This is a genomic window from Nocardia sp. NBC_01499 (assembly GCF_045040275.1).
Taxonomy (GTDB): Bacteria; Actinomycetota; Actinomycetes; order Mycobacteriales; family Mycobacteriaceae; genus Nocardia.
The window spans coordinates 7,383,220-7,407,983 of the sequence record NZ_CP109426.1; the positions used below are offsets into that span (position 1 = coordinate 7,383,220).

A 24,764-nucleotide genomic window follows, 5' to 3' on the forward strand; every position below is an offset into this window, starting at 1 on the left:
GACTCCTAGCCTACTGAATATTCAGTGGAGCTGAATATTCAGGAGGATCGGTGGAGCAGAACACTCTCAAACGCCGGGGTACCGGGCTGATCGGTATCGATGCGGCGTCGTCGTCGCCCGGTTACACGCTGTACGCCCCGTTGGCGGGCCGCGGTCTCGTCGAACTGGTCGACCTCGCGGGCGAGGTGGTGCATCGGTGGCATCTTCCGTATCGGCCGGGCCGGCATGCGCGACTGCTTGCCGACGGTTCGCTGGCCTACAACGGCGCGACGCTGGCTCGGCCCGCGCTGTTCGCGATGTGGCGCAAGTACAGCGGCGGCTCGATGGGCCGCTATGACAAGGACGGGGCGTTGCTGGCGGAGCATCGCGACGACTTCCAGCATCACGACGCGCACCACTACGACGACGGTCGCATCCTCTACACCGGGGTCGAGCCGTTGACGGGTGCGGCAGCGGCGCGCATCCAGGGCGGGGTGCCCGGTACCGAAGCCGACGGCGTGGTCTGGGCGGACGTCATCAGGGAGGTCGCGCCGGACGGCAGCCTGCTGTGGGAGTGGCGGGCGGCCGAGCGGCTCGAGCCGAAAGACTTTGCGCTGCAGCCGCATTACTGGCGTGAGCACTGGCCGCTGATCAACAGCGTGCATCCGCTCGACGAGGACACCATCGTGGCGAGCCTGCGCAGCGTCTCCGCGGTGATCACCATCGATCGACGCACCGGCGCGGTCTCGACTATCGCCGACCGTTCAACCGTCGCCCAGCAGCATCACGCCACCCCGGTCGGTGACGGCAATATCCTGCTGTTCGACAACGGCACCTTCCGCACCGGCGAATCGGTCACCTACAGCCGGATCCTCGAAATCGACCGTGCCACCGGCGATATCGCCTGGAGCTATCAGGATTCGCCGCGCGAAGCGTTCTTCACCCCGTTCATGGGCGGCGCGCAGCGGCTGCCCAACGGCAACACGCTGATCACCGAGGCCGCGTTCGGCCGCATCTTCGAAGTGACTCCGGCGCAACGGATCTGCTGGGAATACGTGGTGCCGTCGTTCACCGCCTACCCGGATCCCGATACCGCGCAGGTCTTTCCCGGCATCTCCAACGCCATCTTCCGCGCCTATCGCTACCAGGACATCCCGTGGCTGGAGACGCGATGAGCGGCACCGAATCGCGGGCGGCGGTGCATCCGGTCGACGAGATCCCGCCACCCGGCCGGGCACTGGCGTCGGCGGTGCAGCATCTGGTGGTGATGGTCGCGACGCCGATCACCTCGGTGCTGCTGATCAGCCGCAGCCTGCACCTCGACGACTCGCAATCGCGCGCATTGCTCTGCGCCACTTTGCTTTTCAGCGGTATCGGGACGATCCTGCAATCCAGCGGACGCTTCGGGCTCGGCGCCGGATTGCCGTTCGTCATGCTGCCCGGCGGCGCGGCCGTTGTGCTGTTCATCCAGATCGCGCAGGAGTCGAGCCCGGCCACCGCGAGCGGCGCGGTCATCATCACCGCGCTGGCCGGGATTGTGCTCGTCCCGCTGGCCCGGCGCCTGGTCACCCGCCTGCCCGCCGTCGTCATCGCCAGCATGATCGTGGTCATCGGCATCAACCTGGTGAAGGTCGCCGGCACTCTGATCACCACGCCCGATGATCGATCACCGGTGCGTTCGGTGGTGCTGGCCGCCATCACGATTGCCGCCACGGTGCTCGCCTATCGGCTGCTCCCCACCGGCTGGCGGCGGCTGTCCGTGCTGCTCGGCATGGCGGTCGGCAGTGCGGTAGCGGCCAGCGTTGGGCAATTTCACCTGCAATCAGGTGCCACGCTGGCCCAGGCGCCCGACCTATTTCTTTTCGGCACACCGCATTTCGATCTACTAGCCGCTGTTCCGCTGCTGGTGTTCAGCATCGGCTCGATGGCCGAAGCGACGGGCCAAACCGTGCTCAACGCGAAGATCGTCGACAAGCAGATCGATACGCCGAGCACGGTCGGCCGCACCATTCGCGGCGACGCCGTCACGTCCCTGTTCTCCGGCCTCTTCGGCGGGCCGACCATGGTTACCAGCGGCGAGAACATCGGCCTGATCCGGCTCACCAACATTCGCAGCCGCTACGTCACCACCATTACCGGCGCGTTACTCGTGATCGCCGCGTTCCTCGCCCCCATCGGCCGTCTCGTCAATTCGCTGCCCGGCCCGGTCATCGGCGGCACGGCGGCCATCACCTTCGCCATGATCATCACCGCGGGCCTCGGCATGTTCCGCGACGTCGACCTCACCGCCGACCCCGTACTCCTCACCGCCACAGCGGCTTTGACCGCGGGCCTGCTCCCCATTCTCATCCCCGGCCTCTACCGCGGATTCCCCACGGACCTACGCCTGCTGCTCGGCAGCGGAGTAACGATGACCGCCATCGTCGGCGTGGTCGTGCACCTGGTCTTCGCCACCCGACTGCGTCGAGCCGAAATCAGTACTGGCCGTTCGCTTTTGCTGACCCGGCGTCAGAAGTCGAACACCGCTACCGTCGTGGCCCGCAATACGCACACATTGGAAAAGAAGCCATGATCGGAGATCGGCTTCCCCTGCCAGACCCCGTCGATGGTCGCGACAACAGGATCGAAATCCTGCGAACACAGCGGCGGCTCAGTGAAATTCGCGAGCTGACGGATGTTGCCATTGGCGGCGGTCAAGTTCTTACAGGCTTCCTTGGCCTTCGGATGCGTACCGCCCACCGTCGGCGCGCAGATCAAACTGACAACCCGCTTATCGCCGACCTCGACCGACACCCCAGGCCCCACCGACAACGACACCACCGACTGCGCGTCCTCGCCGGCCGCGGCACCGACCGGCGCCGCCACCGAAACCCCGAACACCACCGCCGCACTGATCGAAACACCGACAACCCGACCGGTGCACGACATGGCCATCACCCTTCGTAGACGGAGCCGATCCGACCTGAGGCGAGGTTAATCGACCAACCGCCCAGCTCCCCGCAATTGGAGTCGTCCGGGCCGAGTCGTCTGGGGCGAGGCGGCGACCAGTACCAATGCGTGCTCGGACGTCTATGTGGGATACGCCCCAGCCAGCGAACCGGAGACAAAGGCGGTAGTCGACTTCGTAGAGTCTCGAAAGATCGCTGCCGCCATCGACTTTCAGTCCTATAGCCAGGTGGTTCTGCACCCTCCGGGTTCCGGCGACGACCGCACGCCCGACGAGGACGAATTCGCCACGGTCGGCAAGGCCATCGCGGCACCGGGGATAACGGGTACATTCTGCCCCGCGAGCAGATTCAACCGTCGATCGAGGAAGCCTTCGGCGGCGCGAACGCCCTGCTTGCCGGGGTCTAACCGACCAGCCCGCTCAGCTGACCGAGCGCTCCTCACGGAACCCCGGCATCCAGGTGCGGACCAATTCCATGAAGGGAAGTTCGGCGTCGAGTTGGGCGAGGATGCCAACGGACCCACCGAGGACGCGGAAGATCATCACGTATTCGGCCGGGAGTTGCAGGGCGCGTGCGGTTTTCATCTCCTGGCTGGAGATGTCGGAGGCCTTGCCCGCGACCCGCTGCATCCACTTGCGGGTGAAGTGGAACGAGTCGGACTTGATCGGGTCGGTGAAGGGACGTAGGTAGTCGGCGATCTCTTTGTGGGTGACGGTGCGGCCGGGGATGACCCAGCCGTTGTCGTACATGAGCTCGGTGAGTTCGGCGAAGCGCTCCTCGACCGCGAGCGCGAGCATCCGGCCGAGCACGACGGGAAAGCCGTTCGGCATCGGCGCGCAGGCGCCGAAGTCGATCACGGCGAGCTTGCCGTCGGCGAGCATCATGAAGTTGCCGGGATGCGGGTCGGCGTGCAGCAGGCCGACGGTTTCGGGGGAGGAGAAGTGGAACCGGCCCATCAGGCCGGCCACCCGGTTGCGCAGCTCGCGGGTGCCCTCCGGGTCTTCGGCGCCCGCCTTGATGATCGAGGACACCGCGGTGCCGTCCAGCCACTCGGTGACGATCACCTTCGGCGCGCTTGCCACCACCTTGGGCACCACGATCTCCTGGTGCCCGTCGAAGCCCTTGGCGAACGCGCGCTGGTTGGTCGCCTCGTTGCGGTAGTCGAGCTCTTCCTCGGTGCGCTCGGTGATCTCGGCGAGGATCGGCTTCACGTCCGCGCCGGGGATGACCGACGCGAGCAGCCCGGTCATCCGGTTCAACGTCTTGAGGTCCGCGCGCAACGCCTCGTCGGCACCGGGGTACTGCACCTTCACCGCGACGACGCGCCCGTCCGACCACACCGCCTTGTGCACCTGGCCGATGCTGGCCGACGCGGCGGGACTGTCGTCGAACTCCTGGAACCGCTGCCGCCACTGGGTGCCGAGTTGCTGATCGAGCACCCGATGCACGGTCTCCGCCGGCATCGGCGGCGCGGCGGCCTGCAGCTTGGTCAGTGCCTCGCGGTAGTGCTCGCCGAACTCCTCGGGGACCGCGGCCTCCATCACGCTGAGTGCCTGCCCGAACTTCATCGCGCCGCCCTTGAGCTCGCCGAGCACGGTGAACAGCTGCTCAGCGGCCTTCTGGTTCAGTTGCGCGTTGATCTCGGAGCGGTCGCCCCCGGCCAGCTTCTTCCCGAACCCAACGGCGGCCCGCCCGGCGATGCCGAGCGGAATCTTGGCCAACTTGGCGTTACGGGACGAGCGACGGCGCACAATCTCAGACACGTACCCATCATGGCGGAAGGAACCGCAACTTAGCCATGGCAATCTTGAATCGGCGCCGCCGACGGTAGTGACCCCGATCACTCGATCTTCGATCGTGCCGGTGTGCGCTGGCGAGATCGACATGCGGTGAGCCCAGCGGGAATTCGCTGGCATCCGCAGTCCGCGTGGCGCGGCCAGCGCCGCCGATCGAGCACATGGGTGTGCGGGTCCAATTCGAGTGTCGCATCGAGCGTTGCCAGCCTGCGGCGGGTCGACAGCGCGAGAATGTCCTCCACTTCGCTGACCGCGAGGGCGGCGGTGGCCGCGATCTTGGCCGGGGACGCGTGCCCGACCCGGCCGAGTAACTGCGCGGCCAAATGCGGCCAATCCGCGTCGTTGTCGGCGCGCAGCAGATCGGCGCAACGCAGGCAGCTGGTCGCGCCGGGCAGCACGAGCGGGCCGATCATGCCGCGGCCGTCGCGGATCCGCACCGGCAGGTGGGCGATCCGGTGCCGCACGAGATCGTCGATGAGCCGTGGCTCGGCGACCATCACGTCGGCAAGCACCACCAGGTCGGCCCGCCAGCTCGACACCGGCGCCGCGTGCGGACGGTAGTCGCGCGAACGGCTCGGCCGCACACCGAGTTTGCGCAGCCCCGCGGTGATTGCGTCCGACATCGGGCCGAGTCCGTGCACCCGCACCGACCTGATTCGCCCGCCGCGGTCTTCGGGATGTTCGAGCAGCCCCGCCTCGTCCAGCACGTCGAGCAGCGCCATCGCGCTATCCGGCGCGATGCCGCATTCCCCGGCGCGCCAGACGATCTGGGGTCGCGTCTGCGTCCCGTCCAATAGGCGTAGGAAGGCGAGCACGGTGTCGGCGTCGAGCCCGGCGGCGTCTAAGAGCAACGCGGTCTCGGGATGCCAACCGAGTTGCACGACGCCGGACGGACGCACCAGCACGGTGACCTGCGGGGGCAGCAGCGGACCACGACACAGTGATGTCATGCCGGGCAGTATGCCGACCGCGCCGGATTTGGTCAGGGCCGAATCCCGTAGTTATCCACAAGGGATTCGGCACTACCAACAGGACAACTAAGCGGACGAGCCGCTGTCCTTGCCGAGGTCAGGACCGGACTCGCCGCCGTCCACGCCGCGATCGGCGGCTTCGTCGGACTTGTCTCGCTCGGCCTTTTCGCGCGCCTCGGTCTCCGCCAGCTGAGCAAGCGGATCGTCGAAAGCGGTGGTGCCGCCGCCGATCACCGAGTCGATGAATCCGGCGGGGGAGTCGAGGTCGTTGGAATCGGGCAGCAGGTCAGGGTGCGCCCAGACGCCGTCGCGCTTTTCCACGCCGGCGTCACTGGTGAGCCTGCGCCACAGCGCCGCGGCCTCGCGCAGCTTGCGCGGCCGCAGTTCCAGCCCGACCAGGGTCGCGAACGTCTGCTCGGCGGGACCGCCGGTGGCACGGCGCCGACGCAGGGTCTCGGCCAGCGCGCCAGCGCCGGGCAGCCGATCACCGACGGCATCGGTGACCACGACCTCCACCCAGCCCTCGATCAACGCGAGCAGCGTTTCCAGCCGCTCGAGCGCCTGCTTCTGCTCCGGCGTCGTCTGCGGCTCGAACGCGCCCTGCGACAGGATCTCCTCGAGCTTCGCGGGATCGGTCAGCGCCGTCGGGTCGATGCCCTGCGCGGCTTCCTCCAGCGCGGAGAAGTCCATCCGGATGCCGCGCGCGTAGTCCTCGACCGCGGCAAGCACCTGCTGGCGCAGCCACGGCACGTGACCGAAGAGCCGCTGATGGGCGGCCTCGCGGGCGGCGAGGAACACCATGATCTCGCTCTCCGGCTGCTCGAGGCCCGCGCTGAAGTCCGCGATCGCTGCGGGCAGCAGGGCGGCGGTACCGCTCGGGCCGAGCGGCAGACCGATATCGGTGGAGGTCAGCACCTCCTTGGCGAGCTGGCCGAGCGCCTGACCGAGCTGCGAGCCGAAGGCGAGGCCGCCCATCTGGCCGAGCATGCCGACCATCGGCGCCGCGAACTCCTTGGCTTCCTCCGGCAGCGACGCGGTCCACATGCCCGAGATCTGCTGGGCCACCGGGTCGCACAGCCGCTGCCAGGTGGACAGCGTCTCCTCGATCCAGTCGTTGGCGGTCCACGCGACGGTCTTGGTCGCACCCGCAGGCAGGTTGGTCGCGCCGTCGAGCCACAGCTCGGCAAGGTGCGCGGCATCGGCGACGGCACTCGCGGTGCTCGCCGACACCGGGGTCACGCTCGCACCGAGCTGCTGGCGGGCCAGTCGCTTGGCGACGTCGTAGTTCACCGGGCCGGACTGCGCCGAACCGGGCTGACCCATGCCGCTGAGCATCTGGCCGAGCGAGGTCAACATCTGCCCGAGTTGGGACGGATCGAAACCGCCGCCACCCACTCCGAACGGGTTGTTCGAATCGGGACCGCCCGGCTCGTCGCCGCGCTTGCGGTCGTCGTCGTCGCGGTTCGAAAATCCGAAGGGGACGTCACTCATATGGTTCACGTTACGCGTGTAGTGCAGGCAGTTGATGTTCGCGCGGCGCGAAACCGGGGACGCGCGGGAACGCCGAATGTCCGCCTCTAGCGTCCTTCGACGGCGGCCATCACTACTGTGGTCCAGGTGAATCGTCGGATCCTCACCCTGGTGGCCGCTCTGATCCCGGTGCTAGTGCTCGGCGCGCTCGGCACCGTGCTCACTGTGCCGTTCGTCGCACTCGGCCCCGGCCCCACCTTCAACACGCTCGGCACGGTCGACGGCAAAGAGGTGGTCGACGTCCGAGGCGCCGAACTGGACCAGACCGCCGGCCACCTCAATATGACCACCGTGTCGGTGCGCGACGGGTTGAGTATCTTCGAGGCGTTCGGCTTCTGGGTGAGCAACCAGCACGGCCTGGTGCCGCGCTCGGAGGTCTACCCGCCCGGGGTGTCGCGTGACGAGATCGACAAGTCCAACCAGCAGGACTTCAAGGATTCCGAGGACAATGCCGAGGTCGCGGCGCTGCACTACCTGAACATGCCGACCGTCGTGCTGTTGCGCAAGGTGGCCGACGACGGCCCGGCCAAGGACGCGCTCAAGGCGGGCGACGAGATCATCAGCATAAACGGCACGCCGGTCGCCGCGCCGAAGGACGTGGTGACGGCCGTGTCGACGCAGCCGCCGGGCGCCAAGCTGACCGTGCAGGTGCGCCGCGACAATGCCGAGCAGACCGTGCCGGTGACTCTCGGCGCCCGACCCGACGACAAGAACAAGGGCTACCTCGGCGTGACACCGGGGGAGGGCGCGCGACCGCCGCTGCAGGTCGACTTCAACCTCGCCGATATCGGCGGCCCGTCGGCCGGACTCATGTTCAGCCTCGCGCTGATCGACAAGCTCACCCCCGGCGAGCTGGACGGTGGGAAGTTCGTCGCGGGCACCGGAACCATCGATCAGGACGGCAAGGTCGGACCGATCGGCGGCATCCAGTACAAGATGATGGCCGCGCGCGACGCCGGCGCGCAGACCTTCATGGTCCCCGCCGCGAACTGCAACGAGGCCAAGCAGCGAACCCCGGACGGGCTGCGCCTGGTCAAGGTCGAAAACCTCACCGGCGCCGTGCAATCGCTCAACGACATCAACGCGGGCAAGGACACCGTCAGCTGCGGCTGAGGCGCGACCTCGGTCAGTCGATCCCGGCCCACTCCAGCGTGGCGTGCAGCGCGTCGATGAGATTGGGCGCCAGGTTCGGGTAGGTGCGCAGGTCCATGTCGGCGAATTCGTCGGCGTCGTCCTCGGGACGCACCTGCAGCAGGCACAGCGACGCGCCCTCGCGCAGCACCGCGGCGAACAGGCGGGCCTCGCGCCGGTCCGGATGTGCCTCGGCCGCGGCGCGCGCGGCGGCGTCGGCCGCCTCGTGATCGGCGAGCAGCGGCACCAGCGCCTCATCCAGGGTGGATTCGGCATCAGGTGGCAGTACCACGATCTCCTGCACCAGCACGCAGCCCTGGACGGCGGGCGGCCAGCTGGTGGTCGCGAGGAACTCGTCGAGCGCCACCGAGCCGCCGGTGATGTCGTCCGGGAACAGGTCCTGGGCGACGGGCGTGAGCTCGGCCGCCTCGTCGACTTCATCGACAAGCTCGGGCTGGGCCGCCACCAGGTCCGCCGTCGGCACCAGCGCGAACATCTGTGGCGGTCTGCCCCATCCTTCGGCGTCGACGAATTCGGCGACCTCGCGGACGGAGCGGGCGAGGACGAGTTCGGCGTGCAGATCTGCGGGGGTCACGGGGGACATCCAATCAAATGGACCACGCGGGTATTCCACAAACCCGAGCTACACGCCCAACGGCCGTGCCCGCGCGGCAAATAAAACTGTCCGATTCCGTAGAGTGGGCCGGGACGGTCCGACAGGACCACCCGCAACATCGGACTGCGGCGTCTCGGCCGGACGTATAGGCGCGAGTGCCGCCGGACCCTGGAGAGTGGCATCGTGGGCATGCGGCCCCCCACCGGCTTACCTTCGCTTTCCCGACGCAGCCGCGTACTGCTGCTGGCGGCCATCGCCCTCGCGGCGCTGCTGCTGCTCGGTCCACGACTGACCGACATTTATACCAATTGGTTGTGGTTCGGCGAAGTCGGTTTCCGCAACGTGTATCTCACCGTGCTGCGGACGCGGATCCTGTTGTTCGTCGCCGTCGCGCTGTTCGTCGGCCTGGTCGTCTGGCTGGCGTTGCTGCTCGCCTATCGATCAAGGCCGGTGTTCGTGCCGGTGGCCGGGCCGAACGATCCGATCGCGCGCTACCGCACCACCGTGATGAGCAGGCTTCGGCTGTTCGGTGTCGGCATCCCGGTGCTGCTCGGCCTGCTGTCGGGCCTGGTGGCGCAATCGAATTGGGTCACCGTGCAGCTGTTCCTGAACAGCAGCCCGTTCAATCAGCAGGACCCGCAGTTCCATCTCGATGTCAGCTTCTACGCCTTCGAGCTGCCGTTCTATCGGATGATCCTGAACTGGTTGTTCGTCGCGGTGGTCATCGCGTTCTTCGCCAGCCTGGTGACGCACTATGTCTTCGGCGGTCTGCGGCTGAGCGGTCGCGAGGGCACGCTGACCCGCGCCGCGCGCATCCAGTTGGCCGTGCTCGCGGGACTTTTCGTGCTGCTCAAGGCGATCGCGTACTGGTTCGATCGCTACGAGCTGTTGATGAGCAGTCGTAAGGAGCCGACCTTCACCGGTGGTTCCTTCACCGACATCAACGCCGTGCTTCCCGCGAAACTGATCCTGCTGTCCATCGCGGTGATCTGCGCGCTCGCCTTCTTCGCCGGCATCGTGCTGCGCGATCTGCGGCTGCCCGCCATGGCGGCCGCGTTGCTCGTGCTGTCCTCGATCCTGGTCGGCGCGGTGTGGCCGCTGGTGGTCGAGCAGTTCTCGGTGCGCCCGAACGCGGCGGACAAGGAAAGCGAGTACATCCAACGCAATATCGCCGCGACCAGGCAGGCGTATGGCATCACGGACGACAAGATCACCTATCAGGACTACAAGGGAGAGAGCGACAAGAGCCCACAGCAGGTTCCGGTCGATGCCGCGACCATCGGCAACGCCCGGCTGCTCGATCCGAACATCTTGTCGCCCACCTTTACTCAGCTGCGCCAGCTGAAGAACTTCTACGGCTTCCCCGAGTCGCTCGATATCGACCGCTACAACCTCGACGGCGATGTGCAGGACTACATCGTCGCGGCCCGCGAGTTGTCCCCGGCGGCGTTGAGCGGTAACCAGAAGGACTGGATCAACCAGCACACCGTCTACACCCACGGCAACGGTTTCGTCGCCGCGCCAGCGAACCGGGTCAACAAGCCGCAGACCGACGACCCGAACGCGACCGGCGGCAGCAGCGACAGCGGCTACCCGATCTTCATAACCAGCGACCTGTTCACGGCGCCGGACAAGCAGCGGATCAGGGTCGACCAGCCGCGCATCTACTACGGCGAGGTGATCTCCCAGTCCAGCCCGGACTACGCGATCGTCGGCGCGAAGGACAACCAGCGCCCCCGCGAATACGATTCCGACACCGCGCAATTCACCTACGACGGCAAGGGCGGCGTGCCGATCGGCAACTGGTTCAACCGGCTCGCCTTCGCCGCCAAGTACGCCGAGCGCAACATCCTGTTCTCCTCGGCCATCGGCAACGACTCCAAGATCATCTTCAACCGCGCGCCGCGCGAGCGGGTGCAGAAGGTGGCGCCGTGGCTGACCACCGACGGCAACGCCTACCCGGCGGTCGTCAACGGACGGATCCAGTGGATCGTCGACGCGTACACCACCCTCGACAACTACCCGTACGCCCAGAAGACATCGCTGGACAGCACGGTCGAGGACAGCATCGACAAGAAGACCGGCAGGCTGCTTCCGCGCAAGGAGGTCAGCTACATCCGTAACTCGGTGAAGGCCACCGTCGACGCCTACGACGGCACGGTGACCCTGTACGAGACGGACCCGACCGATCCGGTGCTCAAGGCGTGGCGCGGCGTGTTCCCCGGCGCGGTGAAGCCGGAGAGCGCGATCTCGCCGGAGCTGCGGGCCCACTTCCGCTACCCCGAGGATTTCTTCAAGGTGCAGCGCGAGATGCTGACCAAGTACCACGTGGACGATCCGCGAGAGTTCTTCACCAACAACGCGTTCTGGTCGGTGCCGAGCGATCCGACGATCGAGGGCGGCACGTTCAACCAGCCGCCGTACTACGCGCTGCTCGGCGATCCGCAGACGAACAAGCCGATGTTCAACCTGACCAGTGCCATGGTCGGCTACAACCGGCAATTCCTGTCCGCCTATATCACCGTGCGGTCGGACCCGGATGGCTACGGCAAGTTCACCATTCGACGATTGCCTACCGATACCCAAACGCAGGGTCCGCAGCAAACGCAGAACACAATGACGACCGCGCCGGAGGTTTCGCGCGAGCGGACATTGCTGTCCAACTCGAACAAGATCAAGTACGGCAATCTGCTGACGCTGCCTATTGCCGACGGCGGCATCTTGTATGTGGAGCCGTTCTATAACGAACGCAATACGGGGCCGAATACCTCTACCTTCCCGCAATTGTTGCGCGTGCTGGTGAGTTATCGCGACTCGGCGGGCAGCGTGAAGGTCGGCTATGCGTCGACCTTGGCGGACGCGCTGAATCAGGTGCTGCCCGGATCGGGTTCGCTGGCGACGCCGTTCGGTGGCGATCCGGCGATCAGGCCGAAACCGGGCACCGCCCCACCGCCGGTGGAGGGCAGCACCCCGCCGCCGAACACGGGCGGCACGGTGACGCCGCCACCGGGCACCGTCACCCCGCCGCCTGGCTCGTCCGCCGCGAAGGACGCTGCCGCGGCCGCACTGAACCAGAAGATCGATGCCGTGCGAAATGCCATGCGCACCGGTAACTTCCAGGACTTCGGCAAGGCCCTGGACGACCTGGACGCGGCGGCGAAGGCGTACCAGGACGCCGGACGCTGAGCTAGGTTCGAGCCGAAACACGAAGTGGCGCTGCTATCCCCAGGGGTAGCAGCGCCACTTTCGTTGTGCGGTAACGCTTTAGCGGTTGGCGATCGATTCGATCAGCGAGCCGTTCTGGTCAAGGATCTGCTGGTATTGGGATTCCAGACCGTTCTGCTTGGCCAGGTCGCCGCCGACGGCCTTGGCCTGCTCGAGCAGGGCCTTGGGGCTGCCGGGGACAGGGAGGGCGGGTGCGGCGGGCGCCGGGGCGGCCTGCTCCGGCTCCTGGACGGCCTGGGGCTCCGGCTCCGAGGTGCCGGGGCGCAGGTACTGGCCGCACACCGGCCAGGCGCCTTGCCCCTGCGAGGCGAGCACGTTCTCCGCGACGCGGATCTGCTCGTCCTTGCTTGCGTTGTTGGCGGAGCCGTGGCCACCGTTGGCGGCCCAGGTGCTCTGCGAGAACTGCAGACCGCCGTAGAAGCCGTTGCCGGTGGCGATGCCCCAGTTACCGCCGCTCTCGCACTGCGCGACGCCGTCCCAGTTGTGGGCAGGCGCGGCCGATGCGGTCGCGGTGGAGAGTGCGAACGGGACGGCAACAAGGGCGCCGGTAACAGCGGCAAAGCCGAGGGCGCGGGCGTTGAACTTCCGGTTCTCAGTCATAAGTGCATTTCCCTCCCTGCGCCTACCGACTCGGCGATCCAGCTGCCGCGTCCCTGCCCCCAGGTTGTCGGGGATCCTCGAACCGTGGGGCAGGGTCGCCGGTATTCGAACGGTTCGAGTTCGAGCCCTTCACGGATGATCCGGGCCGTGAACGCACGGTAACGAAGAAATCTCGGCAGATCACGTCTTGATAACACTCGAATTGCATGAAGCGAATAACCCGAATATGACCCTTTGTGCAGGTCGGAAATAGCATCGACACGCATTCCGATCGGTCTGTTATAGCAACGTTATGTGTTCGAGATCACTACGAAATGGTGACCCAAGTCACGTTTAAGCGGTTGCCGAAGCCAGTGATAGGCCCATCCGTATCGCGCAATCGGGTGCCCGTCGGCACGGTTCGCCGCTCCCGACGGCATGTGACCCTGCTCTCCGCCCCCGGTTTCCGTCCGCTGGAACCCTCGCCGTAACCTGTGTCGAGACGTCGTGAATGTGCCTCTGAACAGGCGATTTGGCGTCAGCGTGAACCCGTGTGTAATGTTGTGTTTACCGACGCGGGGTGGAGCAGCTCGGTAGCTCGCTGGGCTCATAACCCAGAGGTCGCAGGTTCAAATCCTGTCCCCGCTACAAAGAAGAACGGCCCCGGAGCCACTGGTTCCGGGGCCGTTCTTCGTTTCCGCCGAATTCCCCTTCATGGTGGCGTTGACCGGCCGCGGGTCGAATATTGTCTTGAGGGCGAAGGGGTTTCGCCGCCAGGTGTACCCGCTGGTCTGGTCGAGGAGGCTCGAGGCGTTGGTAGCAGGATTTGTCGAGGTCGGGTTCGAAGAAGTCCGAGATGGCTTCGCCCGTGCCCACGAGGAGGACGAAGGCGCCGCGCAGCTGTGTGTCTACCGCCACGGGAGCGTCGTGGTGGACCTGTGGACGGGACAGGACCCTGAATCCGGGAAGACCTGGGACGTCGACTCGCTGACCGTGCTCATGTCGGTGTCGAAGGGGATGACCGCGACCTGCGTGCACATCCTTGCCGATCGAGGTCTGCTCGACCTCGACGCCCCGGTACGGGACTACTGGCCGGAGTTCGCGGCGGGCGGCAAGGCCGATGTCGCGGTCACCGACCTGCTCGCGCACCGAGGCGGCCTGTCCAGCTTCGATGCCGAAGCCGGTATCGGGCCGCAGGAGCTGACGGACTGGTCGCGGTGCGTGTCGGCCCTTGGGTCGATGACCCCGCTGTGGCAACCGGGAACCGCGTTCTACTACCACTCCCTCACCTGGGGTTACCTGGCGGGCGAACTGATCCGCCGGGTCAGCGGCAAGAGTGTCGGCGAGTTCCTCGCCGCCGAGATCGCCGAGCCGCTCGGACTGAGCCTGTGGATCGGCCTGCCGGAAAGCCAGGAAGATCGTGTCGTTCCGCAGTTCACCCGTCGGCACATGCCAGGCGCCGCCGAAGTCGAGGCGATGCTGAGCCGGATGGGGATCGACGTCAGCGCGCGGCTGGTTCGAGCGACGCTCGCGACGGTAGCGACCAGGGACGAGGGCATCGCGCTGCTCAATACCCGCGAAGGACACGCGGCGGAGGTGCCGTCCGGCAACGGGATCGGAAACGCGCGCTCGCTGGCGCGGATGTTCGCCGCGACGATCGGTGAGATCGACGGCATCCGGCTGCTCACCCCGGAAGCCGTCGACAGGGCCCGCCAACCACAAACCGAGGGGCTCGGCCACCCGGCGCCACTTGACCTGATGCCGAGGGGCAACTACTTCGCCAACGGCTACGAACTCACCCGCCCCGCCCAGCTACTCGGCGACGGAGCCTTCGGACAGGTCGGCGCCGGCGGCCGAATCGGCATCGCCCACCCCGAAACCGGTGTCGCCCTCGGCTACACCTGCACCAACATGATCGGCGACGACACCGGCGGCCCAGACCCGCGCTGGCTGCCCTGGTCCGACGCGTTGCGCGCGGCACTCACCTGAGCTGACCGAGGTCGGATACGTGCGCCGACCGGATACCGCGGGCGCCGCGTAGTCCAGCCAGTGCATATCGGGGACCTGGCGGTGGTGGCAGCGGGTTCAGCCGCTGTTGCGCGGGGTCCCGTAGCAGTCGATGGGCGTGGCATCGCCGGGGTCGAGCGCGTTGAGGACGTGCTGGCCGACGATCGGGTCGGCGGCGACGAACAGATGCTCACTGAAATCGTTGGGGCACAGGTCCTGCAGCACGATGTTGGTGATGTTCGGCCCCGGTGGTGCGATACCGCTGGTGTAGGGGACCACCGCTTCGTCATACCGGGTGATGATGTTGGTGTAGTCCACGGTGGGCGCGAACGCCTCGCCCTGGTTGAGGATGTTCAGAAAATCGGATCCCTGGCGGAACTGCAGGGCCGAATGACTGAACAGCCCGGCGACCGCGTCCACCGCCGGGGCCACCCCGATTCCCTGTAGGGCTTGGTAGAGATAGGTCAGGCCGTACAGGGTGGTGCCGTTCCACAGCGGGGCGAGGTTGATCGACTTCGCGACCTTCTGGTCACCGCCGAGGAATTTGATGTACCAGCGTGGCATCACCGTGCCCTGGGAGTGGCCGACGAAGTCGACCTTCGCCGCACCGGTCGCGGCGAGAACGCGATCGACGAACGGCGCGAGCTGTTGCCGCGCGACGACGGCCTCGTCGGCGTTGCCAGGCAGGGACAGCCCGCCGAGCAGTCCGCTCACGGTGCCCGGATCGATCCCGTAGGTGAGGGTGAACACGCAATATCCGTTGTTGGCCAGCAACGGCGAAAGCCAGCGATAGTTCTGTGCCGGGCCCGCGCTCGTCCCCGACAGCAGCACAACGGGCTCGGGATGCGCGGCGCTCGGCACGCAATTCCAGTCGTTCGCACCCGGTGGTGTGCCCTGAAAATCGACGACGTGCGGGAGTATCCCGGCCACGTTGTCGACCGGACCCCATGGCACGTGAAACGGCACCGGCGGCGGCGCGGCCGCGGCACTCGCCATCCCCAATGCCATTGCGAGAGCTGCGGATACCGCGCTGACCACGGCATATCGTCGGATACCAGATCGACGATTGCTACACATCATTGGACAGACCTTCGTGACGATCGAGCCACCGCGGTGCTACCACCCTGACCCTCAACGATAGGGAGCGAGCGCTCTCTATATCGGGTATCGGTGATTTCGCCAGAAAGGTTGTCCACGTGCACAACTGGACGAGTCCGCTATCGCAACGGTGCTGCGACCGTGTGCGATTGCGGCGCGTCAGTGGCTTGCGGTAGGCACCGTGAAGTGGTGGGCGGTGATCGCCAGGTGGTGGCGCATGTAGAGACGATGGGCTGCGGCGCGATCGGGGCCGACGCCGGAATCGAGTTGGACGGCTTCGCAGTTCAGTCGCCGTGCTTCGTGTTTCGCCCAGGTCATGAGCAGATCGCCGTAGCCGTTGCCACGGGCGGTGGCGGCGGTGACCAGGTCATCGACATACAGGTGGTGGCCCCACGCGGTGTGCCATGCCTCGCGGAATCCCATCACCGCGACCGCCGAGTCGTTGCCATCGATGAACACCCCGGCCAGTCGGTAGCCGCGCGGCCGCAGGTCGGTGTCGACGAATTCGACGAGCGCGTCGGTCGTGCCCCAGCGGGGTCGCAGCTCGAGCAGCGTCGCCGCCCCCAACTTCGTTTGATCTGCGCTGATTTCACGAATCTTGGTCACAACAAGCGACGTTAGCGGGGTCGGCACACCCGAGTGGAGAGCCACTTGGCCGCAACTCCAACAGGCCACCCTCAGGGCTGGGCGAGTAGTCCGTCGATGATGACGCGCAGTTTCCATGTCGCCCGGCTGCCACCGGTGAGCAGTGGGGCCAGTTCGCGGATCGTGGGGAATTCCTCGGCGGGCAGTGCTTCGTAGACCGCGTCGAGCCGAGCCGTTGTGGCACTTAGGGTTTCGGTGCCGGTCCGTGCCGCGTCCTCCAAGGCGGCCGAGGCGATGTACTGGGCGAGCAGATCGACCGCCCAGGCGCTGGCGGCGTCCGAGATGCCGCCGAGACGGAGCAGTCGAAGCATCTCCTCGACGAGGCGCAGGATATGCGGACCCGTCGGTGCCTCGGTGAATCCGACGGAGGCGAGGTCGCGGTGCGTGGCGAGCGCGGCGACGGTGCGTTCGACGAGTAGTTCCAGGCGGGCGCGCCAGTCGCCGTCGGTCGGCAGCTCGACGGCGGCAACGGCGAGGTCGTGCGTCAGCAGCATCAGCTCTCGCCGGTCGTGCACATAGACATATAAGGAGGCCGACCCCGTGTCGAGCGCCTGCGCCACTCGACGCATGCTCACCGCCGCACAGCCCAGCTCGTCGACCAGACCGAGGGACGCCGCCACGATCGCGTCGAGGCTCAACGGAGCCTTCGCGGGGCTGGTGCGGGGATTGGGGCGGGGGCTGCCTGGCATGTGCCGAATCCTATCTTGACAAACAGTGCTCGGAGCGACCATCGTTCTAAACGATCAGTGATCGTTACGATCACTGATCGTGACAACGGTACGCAATCAGATGTAGGAGATGCCATGAAGGTGATCGTCTTCGGCGCAGCCGGGCGCGCGGGTCGAGTCATCGTGACGGAGGCGCTGAGCGCGGGTCACGATGTCACCGCCGCGGTACGCACGCCGGCGAAGCTGTCAACGGTCGATCAGGAAAGGTGCACGGTGGTGCGTGCCGACGTACGCGACCCCGACAGCGTGCGCGCCGCCGTCGCGGGCCACGACGCGGTGATCAGCGCGATCGGCCCCGCCGGCCGCGTCGCCGACGGCCTGTATTCCGACGGCGCCCGCGCCATGGTCGCGGCGATGCAGGCCACCGGAGTCGACCGCCTGATCGCCATCACCTCCAGCGGCGTCCGCCGAGACGACCCGAATCACGCACTGTGGTACCGACTCCTGGCTCGAACCCTGATGAACGAGCTCTACGGCGACATGCGCCTGATGGAATCCACCATCAGCGCGTCCGCGCTGGACTGGACCTTTGTTCGCCCCGCCCGCCTGACCGACGACCCGCCGACGGCCTGCCGAGTTCAGGACGGCGAAACCCCAAGCGGCGGTTGGAAAGTGCCCGTAGTCAACCTGGCCCGCTTCATCGTCGGCGAACTCGACGACCACCACTGGTCACACGCCGCGCCGACGCTCGCCCACTAGGTCGTCAGACCTCGTCCAGTGCGCGCCTGCCGGTTATCGGACCCCAAACACCAACCAGGGCAACCATTGCCAGCAGCGCGACGGTGATCACCGAGAACACCAGACCCGGCCCGTTCGGGCGATCGAGCAGCGGAAGCAGCAGGAACGGCAGGAGCGCGGTGCTGACCTTCGACAGCGAATAGGTCGCCCCGGACGCGGTGCCGCGCACCGCGGTGGGGAACGACTCCGGCAGGTAGGCGTGGATCGCGTCGGAGAAGACGTTGCTTGCCACGGTGAACAGCCCGCCCGACAACAGGATCAGCGGCACGCTGGTGGCGAAGCCGAAGGTCAGGCCGAACAGCGCCATCAGCGTCGCGGTCCCCATGACGAGATACTTGCGTTCTATCCGCTCCATCAGCGGGATCGCCAGCAGCGAACCCAGCGGATAGCCGAGATAGGTGATGGCCAAGTAGCTCAACGAGGTCACCACCTCGAATCCCTTGCGGTCCAATACGAGTACGGCCAGGGTGCCGAACCCGTAGTAGCCGAAGACCTGCAGGATCATCACGGCGGAGAATAACGAGGTCCTTGCCCGATATGGTTGCCGGACAATCGCGCTGAACGGAAGGGCGGCGGTCTTGTTCTGCTGCCTGGCAATCCAGTGCGGCGACTCCGGCATGTCCCGCCGCGCGACGACAACCACCGCGGCGCCGAGGCCGCCGATCACGAACAGCCACCGCCAGCCCTCGATACCGAAGGGCTGCAACGGAACCAGCCATTTGGCGAGGAATCCGACGGCAGGCACCGCGCAGAAACCGATCGTGTACGCCCAGGCGATCATGCGGCCACGGACCTGCGGCGGAACAACTTCCGACAGGTAGGTATCGGACACGGTCATCTCGGCGCCGATCCCGAGCCCGGCCAGGAATCGCGTCGCCATCAGGAAGACGATGTTCGGGCTGAACGCACCGAGCAGGGTGAAGCCGGAATACAGCGCGATGTTGACCATGAACATGCGGCGCCGACCGAACACATCCGACAACCGGCCGATCACCAGCGCGCCGAGGAACTGCCCGGCGAACGCCGACGCCAGGATCCCGCTGAGCTGAAACGTGGACAGGTGCATCTGTTGCTTCAGCACACCGGTGATGGTCCCGGCGAGGAACAGTTCGTACAGATCGAAGAACAGTCCGGCACCGACCAGAACGACGAGCTTGCGATGAATGGGACGAACCGGAAGTTCGTCCAGCCGCAGACGTTCCCGCCCGACGTCGGATGTTGTGCTCATCCCGCCATACTCCTGATCTTGCCCTGTTCCGGCAACAGATAGCCACGGTGTGTCCGGTTCGCGAAGCTTCGCCGCCCTCGCCCGCCCGGAAGTGCTATTTCGCCTGTTCGCGCAGTGGCGCGGTGGTTGACTGGCCGCGTGCCGGTCGCGTCCGGCCGCACGTCAGTACACCGAGGTCTGGAGGCCACGGATATGCCAACACACGACGGAAACTGGTCGCAGGGGACACCCTGCTGGATCGACAGTCAGGTCGACGACACCGCGCGGGCCCGCGAGTTCTACGGGGAACTGTTCGGCTGGGAAATCATGGATAGTCAGCCGGACGCGGGCGGCTATCTGATGGCGCTACGCCACGGCAGGCCCGCCGCGGGGATCGGACCCAAGCCCGACGGTATGCCGATGCCGTCGGCGTGGACCACCTACTTCGCCGCCGACAGCGCCGACGCGATCGCCGAAAAGATCACGGCGGCAGGCGGTTCGGTGCTGATGCCGCCGTTCGACGTGCTCGATGTCGGCCGCATGTTCGTGGCCGCTGACCCGGTCGGCGCGGTCTTCGGCGTGTGGGAAGCCAAGGCGCACAGCGGTGCCGGAATCCACAACGAGGACGGCGCCTACTGCTGGAACGAACTGCACACCGGTCAGTACAAGCAGTCCCAGGAGTTCTACGCGGCCGTATTCGGTTGGCACTACACCGAAATCGGGGACGGCGAGAACTTCGTCTACGCCACCTTCGCCCTCACCCAGGACGGCGACCCGGTCGGCGGCGTCAACGACGCCAGTAAGACGCCAGGCGACGCACCGTCGTTCTGGCTGACCTGGTTCCAGGTCGACAACACCGACGCGTCGGTCGCCAAAGCAGCCGAGCTGGGCGCGTCGGTTCTGATGGCGGCGAACGACAGCCCGTTCGGCCGGATGGCGGTGCTACAGGGCCCGCAAGGCGAGGCGTTCGGCGTCATCGTCCCCGCGACGCCGTAGTCCCCGCGGAAGACAAAGCAAGGGCCAGCGTTTCGGCGCTGACCCTTCGTCTGTCCGAACCCGGCCGCTACGGCTTTTTGATCGGCGCGATGGCGGCATCGGTGCGCCGGGTCGTCATCTTGACGGCCCGGTTCTCCGCCGCCGCCGCGGCATTGGCCAGCTCGACATTGTCGGGAGCGGCCGCGGCCTGGTCTGCCGCGCGAACGGCGCGATCCGCTTCGAAAGCGCCGAGGAAACTGTTGGTGGCCGCTTCGGTGGCGAGCACGGCCGTCAAGGCGGCATGGGCCGCGTCGGCGGCGGCTTGCGCGGCGGTGGCGGCCGTCGAGGCGGCCTCGGCGGCCTTCGTCGCGCTGTCGATCCCGGTGTGGATGGTGTCGCGCTGGCCGGTGCCGGTCTTCATCTTGCGATCGGTTTTCGTGCCGGAGGTGTCGGCACCGCGCGCGGATTCGGCGCGATCACGCGCACTCGCCGCCCGCTGCCGCGCCTGTTGGATCAGCGCTTTTTGCGTGGTCTTCTCGACCGAATGGGCGCCGGGCACCGCGCCGCCGGTGTCGCGAGCGCCAGCCACACCGACGCCGGACAGCACCAGCGCCGAGCACGCGACGACCATGACGACGACTCGGGGGCGATCCCTACGCATAGCGCTCCATCCCTCGAAGTGGACCAGTCAGTCTGATTCACCGTACGTCCATTTAGTCTGATTCGTGAAGATCTCGACCGGGCGCGCCGTGTCGCGTTCGTGCTGGTCGCCGCCCTGCGGTCAGCGATATCCGGGCGGGGTACGGGCGACAAGACCGTGCTGATGGGCATAGACGACCGCGTGGATGCGATCGCGTACCCCGAGTTTGGCGAGCACGCGGGAGACGTGGGTCTTCACGGTTTCCTCGCCGACCCCGAGTAGCACGGCGATCTCGGCGTTGCTGCGCGCATCGGCGAGCAGCAGCAGTACCTCCAGTTCGCGGGCGGTGAGGTGTTCGACCTCGGGCGGCGTGTGCGGTGGCGCGAGGGTGGCGGCGAAGCGGGCGGCCAACCGGCGGGTCATCGACGGATCGATCAGCGCGTCGCCGCGGGCGGCGATGCGGATGGCGGCGACGAGCTCCTCCGGCGGCAGGCTCTTCAACAGGAAGCCGCTCGCCCCGGCCTGCAGCGCGCGGTAGAGATTGGCGTCGCTGTCGTAGGTGGTGAGCACCAGGACGCGGGTGCCGCCCGCCGCGACGATCGCCTCGGTGGCGGCGAGCCCGTCCAGTTTGGGCATGCGCACGTCGAGAATCGCGACATCCGGTCGCAGCCTCGCGGTTTCGGCGATGGCGGCGCGACCGTCGCTGACCTCGGCGACGCAGTCGAAGTCGGGCTGGCTGTCGACGACCGCGCGCAGACCGGAGCGGAACATGCTGTGGTCGTCGGCGATCAGGACCAGGATCGGTGCGTTCATGATCCGCCGATCGGGACGGAAACCGTGGTGTGCCAAGAGGTTCCGTCGGCCTCGGGCCCGTAGTCGAGTTCGCCGTCGAAAAGCTCGGTGCGGCGGCGAATCCCGCCGAGACCACGCGGCACCGCGGTATCGGCGGTCGCCGGGGTCGGCGGAATCGGATTGGTAGCCCGAATGATCACCCGCTTCGGCCGATACTCCACCACGAGCCGCGCATGCTCGCCGTCGCCGTGGCGCAGCGCGTTGGTCAGCAGCTCCTGCACGATCCGATACACCGTGACATCCAACGACTCCGGCAGCTCCACCACCGAACCACGCACGGCGACTTCGACATTCAATCCCGCGGCACGTACATGCTCGACCAGGCCGTCGATATCGACGAGCCCCGGCTGGCGCTGTCCGTCGTCGTCGCGGCCGTGCAGTAGATCGAGCTGACGCCGCAGATCGACCATCGCCGCTCTGCTGCTCGACTCCACCGCCGCCAGCGAACGGGTGGCCGCGCCATTCGTGGTGTCCGCCAAGGCCATTCGAGCCGCGCCGGCGTGGATGCCGATGGCGCTGACGTGATGGGAGATCACATCGTGCAGATCCCGCGCGATCGCCGCGCGCTCTTCGGTGACCGCGCGTTCCAGCGCGACCTGATGTTCCTGTCGCCGCAGCCGCTCCCGCTGTTCCAGGTCGGCGATGTAGGCGCCGCGCGCCGCGGTGTAGCGGCCGACCAGCCACGGCACGCAGCCCGCGGCCACGGTCGAGGTGACAAGCAGCCGCCAGTCGTGCCCGGAGGTGTCGCGAGACAGCAGATGCGAGGAGGCGACGCCCCCGCACAGCAGGAGCATGGTCAGCACCGATTTCGGTCCAGCGAGCCACGCCCCGGTGCGGTACCCGGCGACCAGCAGACCCACCCCGGAGAATTGGCCGTCGAAACCGTGCCGGTGCAGCAGCAAGGCGGCAAGCAGCCGGACCACGACCTGGGTCACCGCGACCACACCCGCCGTGCGTGGCGGCGCGGCCAGCGCGAGGTCACCGACGACCACGCCCGCGATCACGGCGACGGTCTGCCATGGGGCGACGGCGAACACCCCGCTCAGCCCGAGTACTACGGCATCGATCACCGCCGCCACCGCCGCGACCACCAGCGACTGGCGGGCCAGCGACCTGCTCACGTCCAACAGTTCGCCACCGCCTTCGGGTCGTCGGAGCCGTCGCGGGCGATCCTAGCGAGATCGGCCGCCCTGCCCGCTCACTCTGCCCGTGCGCCGGTGCCGTCGCGTCCCCCGCGCGGGGGACGCCGAATCCCTCGGCGGCGCGATGTTCGCGCAGGCCATCGCCCGTAGCGTCGAGAATCGACGACGGACGATCAAGGAGATCACGTGGACCGAGTCGAGCTGTTGACCTATGCCCTCCCCGCCTTCGCGTTGTTCATGCTCGTGGAGTGGATCGGGTATCGCCGCGATCCGGATCGCCCGAAGAACGGCGGGTCTGGGCGCGACACGGCGTCCAACGTGGCGACCTTCGCCCTCGGTCGGCTCGCCAAACCGCTGACGCAGTACCTGATTCCGTTCTCCGCGGTGGTGGCGGCCGCCGCGATCACCCCGCTGCACCTGTCGGCGAAGGTGTGGTGGGTCTGGGTGCTCGGCCTGGTGGTCACCGATTTCTGCTACTACTGGGCGCACCGCGCCGACCATCGGGTGCGCCTGCTGTGGACCTCGCACAGCGTGCATCACTCCAGCGAGCACTTCAACCTGTCCACCGCGATCCGCCTGCCCTGGGTGCATCCGGTGGCCAATGTCCTGCGCGGAATGGCTTGGGTGCCAGCGGCTTTGCTCGGCTTCCCGGTGTGGATGATCTTCCTGCTGCAGAGCATCGGCCTGCTCTACCAGTTCCCGATCCACACCCAGCGCGTCGGCACCCTGGGCCGTCCGATCGAGTTCCTGTTCAACACTCCCGCACACCACCGCATCCACCACGGCTCGAATCAGCCCTACATCGACCGGAACTACGGCGGCATCCTCATCATCTGGGACCGCGTGTTCGGCAGTTTCGCCGCCGAATCCGAGCCCATTCGCTACGGGCTCACCAAGAACATCGGCACCGACAACCCGCTGAAGGTCAACTACCACGAACTGGCCGGACTCGTCCGCGACGTGCGCGGCGCCACCACCTGGCGCGGCCGCCTCGGCTACGTCTTCGGTCCGCCCGGTTGGGCCGAGCAGGTCGTGCCGGAGCAGCAGACCAAGGCGGTCCAGCTCACCTGAGGGAGGCCGGGCGGTGCGTCGCATCGCCCGGATTCGCCTATCCGACAGTCGATCTCAGGCGTTGTCGAGGAAGAAGCGGAGGCTGGCGATAGTCGGTGCGCCCTCGGCGAATTCGAGGAACGCGACGCCGCGGGTATCGCCGAAACGCACCGACGCCGTCACCGTGCGGCCCGCGGCGATCAGCTTGCCCCACCGCATACTTCGCGCGCGATTGGTGAACTCCTCCACCGAAACCGGTGTGCCCGCTGGTAATTCGACCACGGCGTAGTGGCCGAGCAGACCGCGGACTCGGACGATATCCGTGCTGCCCGCCGCCGCGAACAGCCGCGATGCCGCGCGCTTACCCGTCCGGCCGATCCCGCCGAGCGCGCGCATCATGCCGAGCGCGCCGTCGACGCCCTGATTGCTGATCAGCTGCGGTCCGAGCCGCAGCGCGGCACCGAACCCGCTCGGCCCGGTGCGCAGCAGCTGCAGGATCATCGGGCCGAGCTCCCAGTGCGCGGCCAGGTGCGCGATCTTCCAGTCGCCGCTTTCCTCGATGAGCTGATAGCGCAGGTGCATCGGGACCGACACCCTGGCTCCGGTCGACATGGTGGTCTCGATGGTCAGATCGCGCACCACCGTTGGCGGGTGCACGATGTCGCGCTCGACGCGGAAGGCGATGTCGTTGGGGCCGATGAAGGTGTCGTAGAAGCGCTCGATGGCGGCCCGGCCGACGTGCGGGCGGGCGCCGACCGGGTCGTTCACCTCGGCGTCGGTGGTGAAGAGATCGACCCACGCGGACTTGTCGTGCGCGGCGACCGCACGCGGTGACGCCTGGACGGCCGTCAACAGTTCCGCGGCCGAGGGTTCCAGCGGCATGACAAATCCTCCGATGTCGACGATG

The 24,764-nt window shown here is 67.1% G+C and carries 22 protein-coding genes, 1 tRNA gene and 1 pseudogene; 10 read left to right on the top strand and 14 right to left on the bottom strand.

Annotated features, from left to right (window positions below; translation table 11 throughout):
- Nucleotides 1-50 precede the first annotated feature (50 nt).
- A complete protein-coding gene (locus tag OG203_RS33860; RefSeq protein ID WP_405161283.1) occupies nt 51-1,154 on the top strand; it encodes an aryl-sulfate sulfotransferase in 1,104 nt (367 codons plus the stop codon).
- Nucleotides 1,151-2,551 (top strand): uracil-xanthine permease family protein, encoded by a 1,401-nt coding sequence (locus OG203_RS33865; RefSeq protein ID WP_405161284.1) that lies wholly within the window; start codon nt 1,151-1,153, stop codon nt 2,549-2,551. Before OG203_RS33860 ends, OG203_RS33865 begins: the two co-directional genes overlap by 4 nt.
- Here the strand turns inward: OG203_RS33865 and OG203_RS33870 are convergent.
- A complete protein-coding gene (locus OG203_RS33870; protein WP_405161285.1) occupies nt 2,488-2,844 on the bottom strand; it encodes an SSI family serine proteinase inhibitor in 357 nt (118 codons plus the stop codon). The two genes, OG203_RS33865 and OG203_RS33870, sit on opposite strands and share 64 nt — an antisense overlap.
- 145 nt (nt 2,845-2,989) lie before the next feature.
- Here OG203_RS33870 and OG203_RS33875 point away from each other — a divergent pair.
- Nucleotides 2,990-3,223, top strand: a pseudogene (locus OG203_RS33875) (M14 family zinc carboxypeptidase); the annotation flags it as partial.
- Between the two features lie 123 nt (nt 3,224-3,346).
- Here the strand turns inward: OG203_RS33875 and OG203_RS33880 are convergent.
- From OG203_RS33880 to OG203_RS33890, 3 genes are all read right to left on the bottom strand, one after another.
- Nucleotides 3,347-4,690, bottom strand: a complete 1,344-nt coding sequence (locus OG203_RS33880; RefSeq protein WP_405161286.1) for an ABC1 kinase family protein — start codon at nt 4,688-4,690, stop codon at nt 3,347-3,349.
- Nucleotides 4,691-4,767: 77 nt separating this feature from the next.
- Nucleotides 4,768-5,673 (bottom strand): TOMM precursor leader peptide-binding protein, encoded by a 906-nt coding sequence (locus tag OG203_RS33885; protein ID WP_405161287.1) that lies wholly within the window; start codon nt 5,671-5,673, stop codon nt 4,768-4,770.
- An 87-nt stretch (nt 5,674-5,760) separates the two neighbouring features.
- Complete coding sequence (locus OG203_RS33890; protein WP_405161288.1) at nt 5,761-7,185, bottom strand: zinc-dependent metalloprotease; 1,425 nt, start codon at nt 7,183-7,185, stop codon at nt 5,761-5,763.
- 126 nt (nt 7,186-7,311) lie between these two features.
- Here OG203_RS33890 and OG203_RS33895 point away from each other — a divergent pair, with 126 nt between their 5' ends.
- The gene (locus OG203_RS33895; protein ID WP_405161289.1) at nt 7,312-8,337 is read left to right on the top strand and encodes a PDZ domain-containing protein; all 1,026 of its coding nucleotides are present in this window, start codon (nt 7,312-7,314) and stop codon (nt 8,335-8,337) included.
- Nucleotides 8,338-8,350: 13 nt separating this feature from the next.
- On the opposite strand, the gene OG203_RS33900 is transcribed toward OG203_RS33895, so the two are convergent.
- Nucleotides 8,351-8,959: a PPA1309 family protein gene (locus OG203_RS33900; RefSeq protein ID WP_405161290.1), complete on the bottom strand. Its 609-nt coding sequence runs from the start codon at nt 8,957-8,959 to the stop codon at nt 8,351-8,353.
- Between the two features lie 195 nt (nt 8,960-9,154).
- On the opposite strand from OG203_RS33900, the gene OG203_RS33905 reads away from it, so the two are divergent.
- A complete protein-coding gene (locus OG203_RS33905) occupies nt 9,155-12,157 on the top strand; it encodes a UPF0182 family protein (protein WP_405161291.1) in 3,003 nt (1,000 codons plus the stop codon).
- Nucleotides 12,158-12,235: 78 nt separating this feature from the next.
- Here the strand turns inward: OG203_RS33905 and OG203_RS33910 are convergent, their stop codons facing one another.
- Complete coding sequence (locus OG203_RS33910) at nt 12,236-12,796, bottom strand: transglycosylase family protein (protein WP_405161292.1); 561 nt, start codon at nt 12,794-12,796, stop codon at nt 12,236-12,238.
- 553 nt (nt 12,797-13,349) lie between these two features.
- Here OG203_RS33910 and OG203_RS33915 point away from each other — a divergent pair.
- Nucleotides 13,350-13,423 (top strand) — tRNA-Met (locus tag OG203_RS33915).
- A 102-nt stretch (nt 13,424-13,525) separates the two neighbouring features.
- Entirely contained in the window at nt 13,526-14,764 is a 1,239-nt protein-coding gene (locus OG203_RS33920) for a serine hydrolase domain-containing protein (protein WP_405161293.1), read from the top strand.
- Between the two features lie 96 nt (nt 14,765-14,860).
- Here OG203_RS33920 and OG203_RS33925 read toward each other — a convergent pair whose 3' ends face one another.
- The 3 genes from OG203_RS33925 to OG203_RS33935 form a co-directional block, all read right to left on the bottom strand.
- Nucleotides 14,861-15,778: an esterase/lipase family protein gene (locus tag OG203_RS33925; protein WP_405161294.1), complete on the bottom strand. Its 918-nt coding sequence runs from the start codon at nt 15,776-15,778 to the stop codon at nt 14,861-14,863.
- A 261-nt stretch (nt 15,779-16,039) separates the two neighbouring features.
- Complete coding sequence (locus OG203_RS33930) at nt 16,040-16,486, bottom strand: GNAT family N-acetyltransferase (RefSeq protein WP_405161295.1); 447 nt, start codon at nt 16,484-16,486, stop codon at nt 16,040-16,042.
- Nucleotides 16,487-16,557: 71 nt separating this feature from the next.
- Nucleotides 16,558-17,214: a TetR/AcrR family transcriptional regulator gene (locus tag OG203_RS33935; protein WP_405161296.1), complete on the bottom strand. Its 657-nt coding sequence runs from the start codon at nt 17,212-17,214 to the stop codon at nt 16,558-16,560.
- 114 nt (nt 17,215-17,328) lie between these two features.
- On the opposite strand from OG203_RS33935, the gene OG203_RS33940 reads away from it, so the two are divergent.
- On the top strand, nt 17,329-17,952 hold the full coding sequence (locus OG203_RS33940; protein ID WP_405161297.1) for an NAD(P)-dependent oxidoreductase: 624 nt from the start codon (nt 17,329-17,331) through the stop codon (nt 17,950-17,952).
- A 4-nt stretch (nt 17,953-17,956) separates the two neighbouring features.
- Here the strand turns inward: OG203_RS33940 and OG203_RS33945 are convergent, their stop codons facing one another.
- Nucleotides 17,957-19,219 (bottom strand): MFS transporter, encoded by a 1,263-nt coding sequence (locus OG203_RS33945; RefSeq protein ID WP_405161298.1) that lies wholly within the window; start codon nt 19,217-19,219, stop codon nt 17,957-17,959.
- 192 nt (nt 19,220-19,411) lie between these two features.
- Here OG203_RS33945 and OG203_RS33950 point away from each other — a divergent pair, with 192 nt between their 5' ends.
- Nucleotides 19,412-20,194 carry a VOC family protein gene (locus OG203_RS33950; protein ID WP_405161299.1) on the top strand — a complete coding sequence of 261 codons (783 nt, stop codon included), beginning with the start codon at nt 19,412-19,414 and terminating at the stop codon, nt 20,192-20,194.
- Nucleotides 20,195-20,261: 67 nt separating this feature from the next.
- On the opposite strand, the gene OG203_RS33955 is transcribed toward OG203_RS33950, so the two are convergent.
- The 3 genes from OG203_RS33955 to OG203_RS33965 form a co-directional block, all read right to left on the bottom strand.
- Nucleotides 20,262-20,834 carry a hypothetical protein gene (locus OG203_RS33955; RefSeq protein WP_405161300.1) on the bottom strand — a complete coding sequence of 191 codons (573 nt, stop codon included), beginning with the start codon at nt 20,832-20,834 and terminating at the stop codon, nt 20,262-20,264.
- A 120-nt stretch (nt 20,835-20,954) separates the two neighbouring features.
- Nucleotides 20,955-21,626, bottom strand: coding sequence for a response regulator (locus OG203_RS33960; protein ID WP_405161301.1), 672 nt, complete (start codon nt 21,624-21,626; stop codon nt 20,955-20,957).
- Nucleotides 21,623-22,786, bottom strand: a complete 1,164-nt coding sequence (locus tag OG203_RS33965; protein ID WP_405161302.1) for a sensor histidine kinase — start codon at nt 22,784-22,786, stop codon at nt 21,623-21,625. Before OG203_RS33965 ends, OG203_RS33960 begins: the two co-directional genes overlap by 4 nt.
- A gap of 207 nt (nt 22,787-22,993) precedes the next feature.
- Here OG203_RS33965 and OG203_RS33970 point away from each other — a divergent pair, with 207 nt between their 5' ends.
- Nucleotides 22,994-23,878 (top strand): sterol desaturase family protein, encoded by an 885-nt coding sequence (locus tag OG203_RS33970; RefSeq protein ID WP_405161303.1) that lies wholly within the window; start codon nt 22,994-22,996, stop codon nt 23,876-23,878.
- A 54-nt stretch (nt 23,879-23,932) separates the two neighbouring features.
- Here OG203_RS33970 and OG203_RS33975 read toward each other — a convergent pair whose 3' ends face one another.
- A complete protein-coding gene (locus OG203_RS33975) occupies nt 23,933-24,739 on the bottom strand; it encodes a nuclear transport factor 2 family protein (protein WP_405161304.1) in 807 nt (268 codons plus the stop codon).
- Between the last annotated feature and the right edge of the window lie 25 nt (nt 24,740-24,764).

Coding starts and splice junctions, on each gene's coding strand:
- OG203_RS33960 (WP_405161301.1), bottom strand. CDS start 21,626: ATGAACGCACCGATCCTGGTCCTGATCGCCGACGACCACAGCATGTTC.
- OG203_RS33885 (WP_405161287.1), bottom strand. CDS start 5,673: ATGACATCACTGTGTCGTGGTCCGCTGCTGCCCCCGCAGGTCACCGTG.
- OG203_RS33950 (WP_405161299.1), top strand. CDS start 19,412: ATGCCAACACACGACGGAAACTGGTCGCAGGGGACACCCTGCTGGATC.
- OG203_RS33940 (WP_405161297.1), top strand. CDS start 17,329: ATGAAGGTGATCGTCTTCGGCGCAGCCGGGCGCGCGGGTCGAGTCATC.
- OG203_RS33890 (WP_405161288.1), bottom strand. CDS start 7,185: ATGAGTGACGTCCCCTTCGGATTTTCGAACCGCGACGACGACGACCGC.
- OG203_RS33975 (WP_405161304.1), bottom strand. CDS start 24,739: ATGCCGCTGGAACCCTCGGCCGCGGAACTGTTGACGGCCGTCCAGGCG.
- OG203_RS33945 (WP_405161298.1), bottom strand. CDS start 19,219: ATGAGCACAACATCCGACGTCGGGCGGGAACGTCTGCGGCTGGACGAA.
- OG203_RS33910 (WP_405161292.1), bottom strand. CDS start 12,796: ATGACTGAGAACCGGAAGTTCAACGCCCGCGCCCTCGGCTTTGCCGCT.
- OG203_RS33925 (WP_405161294.1), bottom strand. CDS start 15,778: ATGGCGAGTGCCGCGGCCGCGCCGCCGCCGGTGCCGTTTCACGTGCCA.
- OG203_RS33955 (WP_405161300.1), bottom strand. CDS start 20,834: ATGCGTAGGGATCGCCCCCGAGTCGTCGTCATGGTCGTCGCGTGCTCG.
- OG203_RS33900 (WP_405161290.1), bottom strand. CDS start 8,959: ATGTCCCCCGTGACCCCCGCAGATCTGCACGCCGAACTCGTCCTCGCC.
- OG203_RS33935 (WP_405161296.1), bottom strand. CDS start 17,214: ATGCCAGGCAGCCCCCGCCCCAATCCCCGCACCAGCCCCGCGAAGGCT.
- OG203_RS33865 (WP_405161284.1), top strand. CDS start 1,151: ATGAGCGGCACCGAATCGCGGGCGGCGGTGCATCCGGTCGACGAGATC.